Annotated in this window: 16 protein-coding genes and 1 riboswitch; of the genes, 8 read left to right on the top strand and 8 right to left on the bottom strand. The window is 35.4% G+C overall.

What is annotated here, in order from left to right; all coding sequences use genetic code 11:
* Position 1: 1 nt before the first annotated feature.
* Positions 2-313, top strand: a complete 312-nt coding sequence (locus JFU18_RS08930) for a cyclic-phosphate processing receiver domain-containing protein (RefSeq protein WP_002064363.1) — start codon at positions 2-4, stop codon at positions 311-313.
* Between the two features lie 27 nt (positions 314-340).
* Here the strand turns inward: JFU18_RS08930 and JFU18_RS08925 are convergent, their stop codons facing one another.
* From JFU18_RS08925 to phaQ, 7 genes are all read right to left on the bottom strand, one after another.
* Complete coding sequence (locus JFU18_RS08925) at positions 341-1192, bottom strand: formate/nitrite transporter family protein (RefSeq protein WP_201034891.1); 852 nt, start codon at positions 1190-1192, stop codon at positions 341-343.
* A gap of 209 nt (positions 1193-1401) precedes the next feature.
* On the bottom strand, positions 1402-2196 hold the full coding sequence (locus JFU18_RS08920; RefSeq protein ID WP_085309901.1) for a TerC family protein: 795 nt from the start codon (positions 2194-2196) through the stop codon (positions 1402-1404).
* A gap of 79 nt (positions 2197-2275) precedes the next feature.
* Positions 2276-2448, bottom strand: a riboswitch (yybP-ykoY riboswitch).
* A 38-nt stretch (positions 2449-2486) separates the two neighbouring features.
* Entirely contained in the window at positions 2487-3806 is a 1320-nt protein-coding gene (locus JFU18_RS08915) for a TrkH family potassium uptake protein (protein WP_201050298.1), read from the bottom strand.
* A 112-nt stretch (positions 3807-3918) separates the two neighbouring features.
* On the bottom strand, positions 3919-4104 hold the full coding sequence (locus JFU18_RS08910) for an alpha/beta-type small acid-soluble spore protein (protein WP_000241212.1): 186 nt from the start codon (positions 4102-4104) through the stop codon (positions 3919-3921).
* A gap of 142 nt (positions 4105-4246) precedes the next feature.
* Positions 4247-4690 carry a MaoC family dehydratase gene (locus tag JFU18_RS08905; protein ID WP_001067911.1) on the bottom strand — a complete coding sequence of 148 codons (444 nt, stop codon included), beginning with the start codon at positions 4688-4690 and terminating at the stop codon, positions 4247-4249.
* A 101-nt stretch (positions 4691-4791) separates the two neighbouring features.
* The gene (phaP, locus tag JFU18_RS08900; protein ID WP_002011575.1) at positions 4792-5316 is read right to left on the bottom strand and encodes a polyhydroxyalkanoic acid inclusion protein PhaP; all 525 of its coding nucleotides are present in this window, start codon (positions 5314-5316) and stop codon (positions 4792-4794) included.
* 42 nt (positions 5317-5358) lie between these two features.
* The gene (gene phaQ, locus JFU18_RS08895; protein ID WP_000903018.1) at positions 5359-5811 is read right to left on the bottom strand and encodes a poly-beta-hydroxybutyrate-responsive repressor; all 453 of its coding nucleotides are present in this window, start codon (positions 5809-5811) and stop codon (positions 5359-5361) included.
* A gap of 198 nt (positions 5812-6009) precedes the next feature.
* Here phaQ and phaR point away from each other — a divergent pair, with 198 nt between their 5' ends.
* The 5 genes from phaR to JFU18_RS08870 all read left to right on the top strand — a co-directional run bounded on the left by phaR (position 6010) and on the right by JFU18_RS08870 (position 11217).
* Positions 6010-6492 (top strand): polyhydroxyalkanoic acid synthase subunit PhaR, encoded by a 483-nt coding sequence (gene phaR, locus JFU18_RS08890; protein WP_000566956.1) that lies wholly within the window; start codon positions 6010-6012, stop codon positions 6490-6492.
* Positions 6493-6643: 151 nt separating this feature from the next.
* Positions 6644-7387 carry an acetoacetyl-CoA reductase gene (locus JFU18_RS08885; protein WP_201032728.1) on the top strand — a complete coding sequence of 248 codons (744 nt, stop codon included), beginning with the start codon at positions 6644-6646 and terminating at the stop codon, positions 7385-7387.
* Positions 7388-7470: 83 nt separating this feature from the next.
* Positions 7471-8556, top strand: coding sequence for a class III poly(R)-hydroxyalkanoic acid synthase subunit PhaC (gene phaC / locus JFU18_RS08880; protein ID WP_000206840.1), 1086 nt, complete (start codon positions 7471-7473; stop codon positions 8554-8556).
* A gap of 94 nt (positions 8557-8650) precedes the next feature.
* Positions 8651-9844 carry an NAD(P)/FAD-dependent oxidoreductase gene (locus JFU18_RS08875; protein ID WP_201032729.1) on the top strand — a complete coding sequence of 398 codons (1194 nt, stop codon included), beginning with the start codon at positions 8651-8653 and terminating at the stop codon, positions 9842-9844.
* A gap of 23 nt (positions 9845-9867) precedes the next feature.
* Positions 9868-11217 carry a TrkH family potassium uptake protein gene (locus JFU18_RS08870; RefSeq protein WP_002011570.1) on the top strand — a complete coding sequence of 450 codons (1350 nt, stop codon included), beginning with the start codon at positions 9868-9870 and terminating at the stop codon, positions 11215-11217.
* Between the two features lie 39 nt (positions 11218-11256).
* Here JFU18_RS08870 and JFU18_RS08865 read toward each other — a convergent pair whose 3' ends face one another.
* Entirely contained in the window at positions 11257-11640 is a 384-nt protein-coding gene (locus tag JFU18_RS08865; protein WP_002011568.1) for a DUF3905 domain-containing protein, read from the bottom strand.
* Between the two features lie 97 nt (positions 11641-11737).
* On the opposite strand from JFU18_RS08865, the gene JFU18_RS08860 reads away from it, so the two are divergent.
* Positions 11738-11893 carry a hypothetical protein gene (locus tag JFU18_RS08860; RefSeq protein ID WP_002011566.1) on the top strand — a complete coding sequence of 52 codons (156 nt, stop codon included), beginning with the start codon at positions 11738-11740 and terminating at the stop codon, positions 11891-11893.
* A gap of 228 nt (positions 11894-12121) precedes the next feature.
* Complete coding sequence (locus JFU18_RS08855) at positions 12122-13198, top strand: putative 2-aminoethylphosphonate ABC transporter substrate-binding protein (protein WP_002011564.1); 1077 nt, start codon at positions 12122-12124, stop codon at positions 13196-13198.
* Positions 13199-13207 lie beyond the last annotated feature (9 nt).

Here is a 13207-nt window from a genome sequence, read left to right as displayed (position 1 = left end):
AATGAATGTATATATGGATGATCAAAGAAGTTGCCCATACGGATATGTTTTGGCAACTACAGTAGAATCTGCCTTGCAAATTGTTAGGGATAATGAGGTGAATATTATTTCCCTCGATTATAATATGGGATGGCGACAAAAAAGTGGGTTAGATTTCGTAGAAGCTTTCTGCAACGAAGGTTTATATGTTAATGAAATTCACCTTCATACAAATGATGTCATCGGTATGCATCAGATGAAAAAGAGCATAGAGAGAGGGAAGGAAAACGGGGAAATTAATCCTTATATTGCCTTGAAATATGTAGGGAGCTAAAAACTCCAAAGTAAAACTTTGGAGTTTTTAATGTTTCATATGTGCTTGTAAAGGAATAATTTCCTCCGTTTGAGCTCCAACTAATTGAGTTTTCTCTTGTTCAACAACAGGTGTTTTCTTTGTTAAGTAATGATATACCATACCGACAAATACGGATCCGCCAATAATGTTACCGATTGTAACTGGAATTAAGTTATGAATAGCGCCCGCAAAAGAAATTGTCTCAGGATGTGGTGATACTAAAGATAAAGCAAACAGTGATAAGTTTGCAATGCTATGCTCATAACCAGATAAAAAGAAAGTGAAAACGAGCATCATCATCATTAATATTTTTGCTGTGTCACCTTTCACTTGAGAAGGTAAGAAGCAGGCAAGACATACGAGCCAGTTACATAAAATCGCTTTAAAGAATAATTGCATTGTAGGTGTATTCATCTTTCCTTCAACAACTTTATTCATTAAATGACTGTGATCAATTGCTTCGAAAATTCCAGTTGCGTAAAATAGTAAGGCAAAGAATAAAGCGCCAGCTAAGTTACCTGCATAACAAGCAACCCAGTTGCGAAGTGTATCAGAAATCGTTGTTTCTTTTCTTAAAGTTGCCACTGTGAAGTACATTGTATTGCCAGTAAATAATTCAGCGCCGCCATATATAATAAGTACGAGAGCAATTCCGAAAAACATGGAGGAAGCTAAATATGTTGCTGGTGAATCTGCAATATGAAAAAAGTTACCTAATTTAAAACATAGTACAATAATAAAACCGATATAAATGCCCGCAAGTGCAGCACGAATGAAATATTGCATTGGATTTATATCTAGCATTTGTTTTTTGCTCTTAGCCAGTTTTACAACGTAATCTAATCCTTGTTCTAGCATGAGTAATACGCTCCTTTAATACATCGTCTATAAATACTCCTTATATGAATAAGGTACATGGATTTGTTCATAGTTTCAATAAGTTTGTGCAATATTTCACAAAAAGGACATACATCTAGAAAGGAAGCGTTTACAAAAGGTAGTATAATGGAATTTTTTCTGAAAATAGAGAGGGGAATTGAAACGAGAAAAAAGAAAAAGCGCTGTAATTACAGCGCTTTTTCGTCTAAATTCTTTTCTACTTTTACTTCTACTTCTTTCGAGAAGAACCAACCGCAAACTGCGATTCCAACTAATACAATCCAGAATGTAAGCTTCCACGGAGTGGATTCTGGGAATGAATGCGGAAGGACATTTAAAGCAGGGTGTGCTAGCGTATAAACTGTTAATTTCACACCAACCCAACCTACAATTAAAAATGCTGCAGTTTCAAGTCCTGGTTTACGTTTTAATATTTGTACGAAAGCAGTTGCTGCAAATCGCATTATCACTAATCCGATAAGTCCACCTGTAAAGATAACGATAAATTGACCTGTATCAAGACTACCAACCGTACCTAATCCTGTTTTCGGTAAAGTCACTGCTAATGCAACAGCAGCTAAAATTGAATCAACTGCGAAGGCGATATCAGCAACTTCGACTTTAAATACAGTCCACCAAAAGTTCTCTTGTTTTTTCTTTGCTTCTTTTTCTTCTGTTTCTTCATGTGTATTCTTTTTAACATACGTTTTAAATAAGTGATTCCCCGCGATAAACATAAGATAAATCGCACCAATTGCTTGCACTTGCCATACATCTACTAGGAACGAAATCATAAATAGTGATCCGAAGCGGAAAACGAACGCTCCTGCTAATCCATAAAATAGTGCTTTCTTTCGTTTTTCTTCTGGTAAATGTTTTACCATAATTGCGAGAACGAGAGCGTTATCAGCCGCTAAAATCCCCTCTAGTGCAATTAGGATGAGTAATACCCAACCATACTCCAATAATAATGATACATCCATGTACATTCTCCTCTCATTTCTATAAAGACTAAACAAGTGAAGAAGTTCCCCACTGTTTAGTTTCCCCATACTCCTGCGTATCAACGGTGGAAGGAATTTGAAAACAAAAAAGACCTCTGCCGTTGATAGGCAAAGGTCTTGCTAGACATATGTAATGAAAATGCCAACAAAGCCGGAAGAACTAAGTTCTACGTAATGACGACTTTGTTTCCAAGAAATAGTTCTTGGACGCTACTCCCCTTTGGAGATATGCTATTGTACTCTCATTATATGGATAATTTATACGGTTGTCAACCTGTTAAAATATCTTCGTTTGGATATTTTATTTTTCTTTGTTTTTTACGTGCAAATGAAAAGGCTAATGTTAAAGGCTCCATCTTTCCAAAAAACATCATAAAGATAATAATTGTTTTGCCGATGATTGTTAAGTGTGGCGTCAAATTCATGCTAAGGCCGACAGTTCCAAATGCTGAAAATACTTCAAAAGCACTCATTAATAAAGGAACCTTCTCAGTGATGCTTAAAATTAAAATGGAAAGAAAAATAAAAGAAATTGAAATAATAGTAATCGTTAATGATTTGACAATGAGCGTATCTTTAATGGATTTTTTAAACACGACAATATCATCTTGTTCTTGCAAAAATTTAAATACGCCGAAAAACATAATCAAAAAAGTCGTTAACTTAATCCCACCACCAGTTGAAGCACTGCCAGCACCAATAAACATAAGAAGCATCATTAATAAAAGTGAAGGTTTTGATAATGCAGAGATATCAACAGTATTAAACCCGGCAGTACGTGTTGAAACCGCTTGAAAATAAGCAGCCATACCTTCTTCAAATGGTGTAAAACCTCTCATGGAAATTGAATTATGGAACTCAAATATAAAGATAAAAGCTGTAGCAATAATATTGACGATTAGAGTAGAAGAGAGCATAAGCTTTGAGTGCAAAGTAAGGTTTTTAAAGTTTTTCTTTCTTTTTATATCTACGATAACCGTAAAACCAATCCCACCTAAAATAATGAGGGAAGAAATAACGAGATTGACGAGAATGCTATGGGAGTGCGACATTAAATTATCGCTCCACACAGAAAACCCAGCATTGTTAAAGGCTGAGATAGAATGAAAAAAGCTATAATATATACCTTTGGCAACCCCGTATTTTGGTACCCATTCAAAAGAGAGAAGTAAAGTAGCGATACATTCTACAGTAAAAGAAAATAAAAATAATGCTTTTGCAAGACGAATGATTCCGCCGACATTTGTTTGGTTTAATGCTTGTTGTAATAAAATCCGGTTTTGAAGGCCGATTTTTCTGCCGAGCATAATTGCGATTAAAACAGCAAAGCTCATAATGCCAAGCCCGCCAACTTGTATAAGTGTTAAAATGACACATTGGCCAAATAAGGTAAATACTTTACCAGTGTCCACAACACCAAGCCCTGTAACCGTACAAGCAGAAACCGTTGTAAATAAAGCATCGAGCCATGAAATAGACGTTGTTGTAGCAATTGGCAATTTCAATAGGCATGTACCGATAATTGATAGCATAATAAAAGATACAGTAAGAACACGGGGAGGACTCATGCTAATGTTAATCCGTTTCATTTCACATATCGTTCCTTTCGATTTGCTCTTACTAGTATGTGAAGAATCACTATTATGTATGTTAAAAAGAAAGAGGCAGAGAATATCTGCCTCTAAGCCATAGGTTATATAGTTATCCGCGTAATTGTTGTTGAGCTAAAGCAACAAGACGTTTCGTTACTTCACCGCCAACTGATCCGTTAGAACGAGATGCTGTATTAGATCCTAAGCTTACACCGAATTCTTGTGCGATTTCATATTTGAATTGTTCAAGTGCTTGCTCTGCACCCGGAACTAGTAATTTGTTTGTTTTCACCATGTTGATACACATCCTTAAAGAGTAATCCAGTTTAGCTAAGTGCTATCTGGTAATGTTATTTTATGTGTAAACGACGTACTCATACACGGAAGTAAACGGTGTGATTAGAAGTTCTTGGATAGAAAAAAGAGTAGCAAATTTGCTACTCTTTTTTCAGTATTGTCGCTGTACCTTCTACGACAATATCATCAGATTGATTATATATGTTTGTTTGCAATGTGATAATTTTTTTATCGTCCCGTTTTTTAATAACTTCTGCCACAACGCGAAGTGTATCACCGATTTTGACAGGAGCACGGAATGAAACGTTTTGTGATAAATAAATCGTATTTTTGCCAGGAAGTTTCGTTCCAAGAATGGTAGAAATAAAACTTGAAACGAGCATGCCATGGGCAATACGTTCTTTGAACATTGTCGTTTTTGCAAAAGAGTCTAGAATGTGAATAGGATTTACATCTCCAGTCAATTTTGCAAAATTGATAACGTCCTCATCCGTAATTTTTTTTGTAAGTGATGCTTGATCACCGACTTGAATCTCATCGTAACGAAGCTCCGGAACAGTTTGTGCTTCTTGAAATGGATTCATTTTGTCCTCCTTCTTTTCCATATCGAAAAATGTAAGCCATCTTGATGTAGTAGGAGGAAGAAAGAGTTTTGTTTGTGCTGCAGTTAGTTGCCACATTTTTCTTACTTGATGGAAGTAAATAGATTTTTTGAGTTTTCCTCGAACTGCTTTGCGAGTTCTAGTTGTTTGGACTTGAACTCTCCCAAAAAAACTTCTAACTGTTTTTGAACCTCTTCACGTTGCGACTGTTGTTGTTCGATAAAGTGTTTTGTTGTTTCTTCAAATTGGCCGCTAGTTTGAGTAAGAATAGACAAAGATGTTTTCGTAGGCGAAACAGTAAGTTGGTGCATTTGATTAGAAAGCTCATTCCACTTTTCTTGCCACTCGTTAATTTGATCATTTAAGGAGTTTCCAGTTAATTGCTTCACATAGTCTGTATATTGGTTATTGAACTGAGCAGTGAATTGGTGTAGTTCTTTTTCTAGTTCATCTACTCCTGATGTTAATTTATGCAAAGCGTCTTGTTGTTGTTTTAACGTTTCTAAAGTAAGTTGCTCTAATTGTTTCCCAGCTGAAGAGAAGAGGGAAAGAGATTGAGACCAGTTTTTCCAAAATGCATCGACTAATTCGTATGGCTTAGTTTCCATTGTTTGACCTCCAAATGTTTTTTTGCATATTGTGAACGCAGATTACTCTGCTGTACCACCAGGTGAAGATGAAGAATCCTTTTCATCCTTTTCTGGAGAAGTAGAAAATGGAAAGAATGCATTGGTGTATAACGTGAAAAACGTCCGCAACATATTTTGATAATGTTCAAAAGAAGTCGCACATGTTGTTAAATATTGCTCTCCATATTCTGTTAAAGAATAAATTCGTTTCGCTGGCCCGCCTTCGCTTGTATCCCAAGTAGAAGAAATAAGATTTTCTTTTTCTAATTTGCGTAGTGTCCTATACACATTACCTTGGTCAACAGAAGAAAAGCCGATGTCCATTAGCATTTGAATAAGTTTGTAACCATGAAGACTCCAGTCTTTTAGACAGAGAAGTAAGAAAGGAACTAAGAAGTTTTTTGGCATGGAGTTTGGTTGTTTCGCTTGGTTTTTTTCCAAACTTTCTGGGTGTTCTGGTTCATTATGTAGCATGATTGTGCATCACCTCATGAATCAGTTAGATGGAATTTTTTGCTTATAAGTGCAATTTACACCTATCTGTTTTTAATGTCAATACATTTGTTAGAAAATAAAGAAAAATAAAATATATACTTGAAGTTTTATTCGGAATATTAGAAAATAGTGAATAGGTTGAATTGTTTCAAAAACGAAAAAGGGAGTGTAGTCGAAGTGATTGATCAAAAATTCGATCCATTGCAAGCATGGAAAAATGCTTATGAACAAACCGAAACATTTTGGGGAAAAGCGCTCAATGAAACAATTAAAACAGAAGAATATTCTGCTTGGATGGGCAGCGTTCTAGATTTGAATTTGTTTTATCAAAAAGCATTAAATGATACGACAAAAAATTATTTAGAACAGGTGAATGTGCCGACGAGAGAGGATATCGCTAGAGTAGCTACGCTTGTTATTAACTTAGAAAATAAAGTTGATAACATCGAGGAAATTCTAGAAGAGAAAGTGGATTCATTAGGACAAGCTCCTACATTAAAGCGTGATGTTACGAAAGTAAAACAAGATATGCGCACGTTAGAAACGAAAGTTGATCAAATTTTAGAATTGCTAGAAAAGCAAAATGCAGTACTAGCTAAACTACAAGTACCTGTAAAAGAAGAAGTAAAGCCTGTAAATAAGCCAGAAAATAAAAAATGATAATGGCGTTTGTTTATAACGTGTAAAAGAGAGAGGGAGAATCTCTTTTCATGTATAAACAACGAAACATAATTAATATATGGACTCAATAGTATGAGTACCAAAATGATTCATAACAATCGTTCACAAATTCATTTAAGGGGGAAAAGAAATGGTTCAATTAAATGGCAAAGTAGCAATCGTAACAGGTGGGGCAAAAGGAATTGGAAAAGCAATTACAGTAGCATTAGCAGAAGAGGGAGCAAAAGTAGTTATTAACTATAACAGCAGTAAAGAAGCAGCTGAAAACTTAGTAAGTGAATTAGGAAAAGAAGGACATGACGTTTATGCAGTTCAAGCGGATGTTTCTAAAGTAGAAGATGCAAACAGACTTGTAGAAGAAGCTGTGAATCATTTTGGTCAAGTTGATATTCTTGTTAATAATGCTGGTATTACAAGAGATCGTACATTCAAAAAATTAAATCGTGAAGATTGGGAGCGCGTAATTGACGTGAACTTAAGCAGTGTATTTAATACGACAAGCGCGGTACTTCCATACATATCGGAAGCAGAAGAAGGAAGAATCATTAGTATTTCTTCTATTATTGGCCAAGCTGGTGGATTTGGACAAACAAACTACTCAGCAGCAAAAGCAGGTATGCTAGGATTTACAAAATCATTAGCGTTAGAACTTGCAAGAACAAATGTAACTGTAAACGCAATTTGCCCAGGATTTATTGATACTGAAATGGTAGCAGAAGTACCAGAAGAAGTGCGTCAAAAAATCGTTGCGAAAATCCCGAAAAAACGTTTTGGTCAAGCTGATGAAATTGCAAAAGGTGTAGTATATCTATGCCGTGACGGTGCGTATATCACAGGTCAGCAATTAAACATTAACGGCGGATTATACATGTAATGAAGTAGGAAAAAAGTGCATATCCATAGCAGGAATGCACTTCTTTTTTTAGAAAGAAATTGACCAAAAAGGAGATAGGAAAAATGACTACATTCGTAACGGAATGGGAAAAGCAATTGGAGTTGTACCCAGAAGAATATCGTAAAGCATATCGCCGTGTGAAAAGAGCGAGCGAAGTTTTATTACGCGAACCAGAACCACAAGTTGGTTTAACACCGAAAGAGGTTATTTGGACGAAGAATAAAACGAAGCTGTATCGTTACATTCCAAAACAAGAAAAAACACAGAGAGTTCCAATCTTATTAATATACGCTCTTATTAATAAACCGTATATTATGGATTTAACTCCAGGAAATAGTTTAGTGGAATATTTAGTAGATCGTGGTTTTGATGTGTATATGCTTGATTGGGGCACATTCGGTTTAGAAGATAGTCATTTGAAGTTTGATGATTTCGTGTTCGATTATATTGCAAAAGCAGTGAAAAAAGTAATGAGAACTGCAAAATCGGACGAGATTTCTTTACTTGGTTATTGCATGGGTGGAACGTTAACATCTATTTATGCAGCGCTTCATCCGGACATGCCAATTCGAAACTTGATTTTTATGACAAGTCCTTTTGATTTCTCTGAAACAGGATTATACGGTCCTTTATTAGATGAGAAATATTTCAATTTAGATAAAGCGGTTGATACATTCGGAAATATTCCGCCAGAAATGATTGATTTCGGAAATAAGATGTTAAAACCAATTACAAACTTTGTCGGTCCATATGTTGCTTTAGTCGATCGTTCAGAAAATGAGCGCTTCGTCGAAAGTTGGAAATTAGTTCAAAAGTGGGTAGGCGATGGTATTCCGTTCCCAGGTGAATCGTATAGACAATGGATTCGTGATTTTTATCAAAATAATAAATTAGTGAAGGGTGAACTCGTTATTCGCGGACAAAAGGTAGACCTTGCAAATATTAAGGCGAATGTCTTAAATATTTCTGCGAAACGTGATCATATCGCTCTGCCATGTCAAGTAGAAGCTTTACTTGATCATATTTCTAGCACAGATAAACAGTATGTATGTTTACCGACAGGACATATGTCTATCGTGTATGGTGGAACAGCTGTAAAGCAAACATATCCGACGGTTGGAAATTGGCTTGAAGAGCGTTCTAATTAAAGAGAAGAAATCCAACTAGCTTATGTTAGTTGGATTTTTTTATGGAAAATGACGAAACATAGGAAGGAGAAAAATACATTGTAGGAGTATAATTATGAAGCTTATGACTGGTAAGTTGTTTTGGAATTCTGGAGTTTCTGTACCTTGTTATCCAACGTTAGAAAATGATATGATATGTGATGTACTAGTAATTGGAAGTGGAGAAGCGGGTGCTCATATAGCGTATTCGTTAGCTAAAATTGGAATGCGTGTTATGCTCATTGAAAAAAGAGCAATTGCATGTGGTAGCACAGCTGCAAATACAGGATTATTACAATTTGTTCATGATAAATCGTTAACCTCTCTTATTCATACATTTGGTGAAGAGAAAGGGGTACGAGCATATAGACTTTGTTATGAAGCGCTGCAAACAATGGAGAAGGTTGTGCCAACTCTCGATATTGATCCCCATTTTATTCCGCGAAATAGTTTGTATTATGCAAGTAGAGATGAGGATGTTTCATTTTTACAAGAAGAATATAATACGTTACGCCATTATGGATTTCCGGTTGAATATTTTACAGAGTCTGATATTAAGAAACGTTATTCATTTGCAAAACAAGCAGCGTTATATACAAGCGGTGATGCAGAAGTGAATCCGTATTTATTAGCGCATAGTCTTTTGCATAAAGCGAAACAAATGGACGCTACTATATACGAACATACAGAGGCATTACATATTAAACAAATCCAAAATGATTTAATTTGTTACACGAATACAGGAAATAAAATAGTAGCAAAGAATATTATTATGGCGACAGGTTATGAAGCAATTTTTGGAAAGAAAGAAAAAAATACAACAGTAGAAACGTCTTATGCCGTTGTGACAAATAAGATAGATTATTTTGAAGGCTGGCATGAGCAATCGTTAATTTGGGAAACAGCACGTCCGTATTTGTATAGTCGAACGTATCAAAACCGCATTGTTATAGGCGGATTAGATGAGGCGCTGAAAATTCAAAAAATCGGCGATACGAAATTACTGCATAAGCGTGATCTTCTTATTAACATTGTAAAAGAAATGTTCCCGCAGTATAAAAATATACGGGCAGAGTACTATTGGGCAGCAGCATTTGGTGGCAGTCATGACGGTCTTCCTATTTTAAAAGAAGATAAAAAAATACATAATTTATATTACGCACTGCCGTATGGGGGAAATGGAACTGTATACGGAATGGTATTTGCGAAACTATTTCAGCAGTTATTTACAAATGAAGAAAGTGATGATTTTTCTTTATTTAATCGATAGAAAAAAGGTAGCGAAGTGATGGAATGAGAGATATAAAAAAGTTTTTACAAAAGTTACGTCCCGTACAACTTATCGTTGTATTTTATTTACTAGCAGTAGTCGTGTCGGTAATTTTGCTTAGTTTACCATTTGTTACGAAGCCTGAAGTGAAATGGACATTTATCGATGCACTATTTACATCTGTTAGTGCGGTAAGTGTTACGGGACTGTCTGTTGTTACAATTTCAGATACGTTTACAACGGCAGGAATTATTGTTTTAGCCCTTATTTTACAATTAGGCGGATTAGGAATTATGGCGCTTGGTACATTCGTCTGGATTATAACGGGGAAAAAGATTGGTTTGCAAAGAAGAAGATTAATTATGGCAGACCATAACCAAGGGAATTTATCGGGCCTTGTAGAATTGATGCGTTCTATTTTAATTGTAATTATTTCGATAGAACTCATTGGAGCAATACTGTTAGGTACAAGGTTCTTACTATATTTCCCGACTTGGCAAGAAGCTTATTTTCACGGTTTCTTTGCCGCTGTGAGCGCAACAACGAACGGAGGATTTGATTTAACAGGACAATCACTTATTCCGTACAAAAAAGATTATATTGTTCAAATGATTCATATGTTGCTTATTATTTTAGGAGCTATTGGTTTCCCAGTGTTAATGGAAGTAAAACAATTCCTTAGTAAAAGGCGACAACAACTATTTCGCTTTTCGTTATTTACAAAATTGACGACAACGACATTTTTTGTACTCGTTATTGTTGGAACAATTATGATTTTTCTATTAGAACGAAATCATTTTTTAGTAGGAAAGTCATGGCATGAAACTGTATTTTATACATTATTCCAATCTGTGACGACGCGAAGTGGAGGACTCGCTACAATGGACATACGTGAATTATCACAACCAACGCTTTTATTTATGAGTATATTAATGTTCATTGGGGCATCTCCAAGTTCAGTTGGGGGCGGAATACGTACAACAACATTTGCAGTTAGTATATTATCGTTATATACATTTGCAAGAGGCGGGAGAACAGTCCGAGTTTTCAAACGTCAGCTACATGAAGAGGACGTGTTGAAAGCATCTGTCGTTATGACGATGGGGATTTTATTATGTGCCTCAGCGCTATTCATTTTATCTATTACGGAAAATGTACCGCTTATGAGCTTAATCGTTGAAGTTTGTTCTGCTTTCGGAACGACGGGACTATCAACAGGTGTTACTCCTGATTTAACAACTGTTGGTAAACTTGTACTTATTGTACTTATGTTTATCGGACGCGTCGGTATTTTGACATTTATTTTAGCTAGTGGTGGAAGAGAGCAACCAGCTCGCTATAAGTACCCGAAAGAGCGAATTATTATTGGATAGTATGAAACCATTCTACCTGCGTTAGGTAGAATGGTTTTTTTAGTCGTTAATTCCGAATTGGGGATGCATAAAAGCATCATTTTTATTATCAACTTCGTTTTTAAGTAATTCTTGATTCTCTTCTGCAATCCATCCGATATCATTTGTAGGATGGATCCATTCTTCCCCAGCCATAATGGCAGGATCTACCTCATCACTCCAATTATTAAGAGGACTGTTAGTGGAATCGTATTTACTATCTCCAATTACAACATCATATTGATTTATAAAAGGTTGTTGCATCTTTTTGCCTGTGCCTTTAAAAGAAGGAAAGTTCATTTGATGAGGGAGCGTCTCGTCTAAAATTGGCGATTGTATCGTTTCTTTTTCTTTCAAAGTAATCGCTCCTTTTTGTAATGGCTTGTTCGTATGTAGTATTTCCATCTATAAGCACTTATGTACTTGTTAACACTTCCCAGTAATAATTACTGTAAGTTGTTTCAAACTAGAATAGAAAGTTATTTCGTGAGAGCAGGTGAATATGTTGGTAAAAAGAAAAGTAAAACAAAATGCAGCAATTAATAATAATAAAACTCCGAAAGAAAGCTTACCAGATGCAGAATTTGCATTAGAGTATGAAGGAGAAAATAGTGCGAAGTATGCAAATCGTAATTCAAAAAAAGGTAAACAAAAATGAGGCGTTTTTTACAAACGCCTCATTTTTTTGTGGGATTATAAAGGTTTTTTAAATTATTTGTAAATTTCACGTTTGATATTAGCAGAAAAATGCGAAAAAACATAGAAGTAGCAACGTATTACACAAAAACAAACAACAAACAAAAGATTAATGTTGGTTTAATACTGCTTTTACACTAGTTGTTTATATTAGAGTTGTACATAAGATTTGTAAAAGGAGAGATAGACAGTGAAAAAAACAATCTTTAAAGCTGTAGCAACTGGAATGGTATTTTCGTTATTAATGGGGTGTGGTGCAAAGAAAGAAGAAAGTGCTGGAGCAAAAGTAAAAGATGATAAATTATCTGGATCATTAACTGTTTACACAGCGATTGAAGAAGAGCTTGTACCGATTTATCTTGATTCTTTTAAACAGAAGTACCCAGACGTGAAGTTGAACATTGTTCGTGATTCAACAGGAGTTATTACAGCGAAATTGCTAGCTGAAGGAAAAAATACACAAGCAGATGTTGTATGGGGAACTGCAGCGTCTAGTCTATTAGCTTTAGATAAAAAAGATATGTTAAAAGGATACTCTCCAAAAGGAGCAGATCGTGTCCTTCCGCAATTTAAAGACGATAAGAAACCAGAAAAATGGGTAGGAAATACTGCATTTATGACGGGGATTGCTGTAAATAAAGAAGAATTGAAGAAGAAAAATTTACCGATGCCAGAATCATATGAAGATTTAACGAAACCAGAATATAAAGGAACGCTAGTTATGCCGCATCCGGCTTCTTCTGGAACAGGATTTTTAACAGTTTCTGCATGGCTACAAATTATGGGAGAAGATAAGGGCTGGGATTACATGAAGAAACTTCATGATAATATGGCAACTTATACTCATTCAGGTTCAAAACCAGCGAAATTAGCAGGCGCAGGTGAATATCCAGTTGGTGTATCAATGGTTTATAGTGCTTTGAAAGAGAAACAAAAAGGTGCACCAGTTGAAGTTGTACTGCCGAAAGAAGGATTAGGCTGGGAAGTAGAAGCGAACGCACTTATTAAGAAAGATAATGCTAAAAATGATAAATTAGCGCAAGCATTTTTAGATTGGGCAATTACAGATGATGTAATGAAGTTATACTTCGAGAAAAATGGATTTGCGACAATTAAAAATGATTATAAACTTCCAGATGGATTCCCTAAAGATGTGACAGAAAAGTTATATAAAAAGAATGACTTTAAATGGGCAGCAGAAAATCGTGACAAAATTTTAGAAAAATGGGAAAAAGAGTTTGGCCAAAAAGCAGAACCGAAAAAGTAAGTGAGTGGG

Origin of the sequence: Bacillus sp. TH22 (assembly GCF_016651015.1) — a bacterium.
GTDB lineage: Bacteria > Bacillota > Bacilli > Bacillales > Bacillaceae_G > Bacillus_A > Bacillus_A mycoides.
This window is presented reverse-complemented; position numbering and strand designations above follow the sequence as displayed.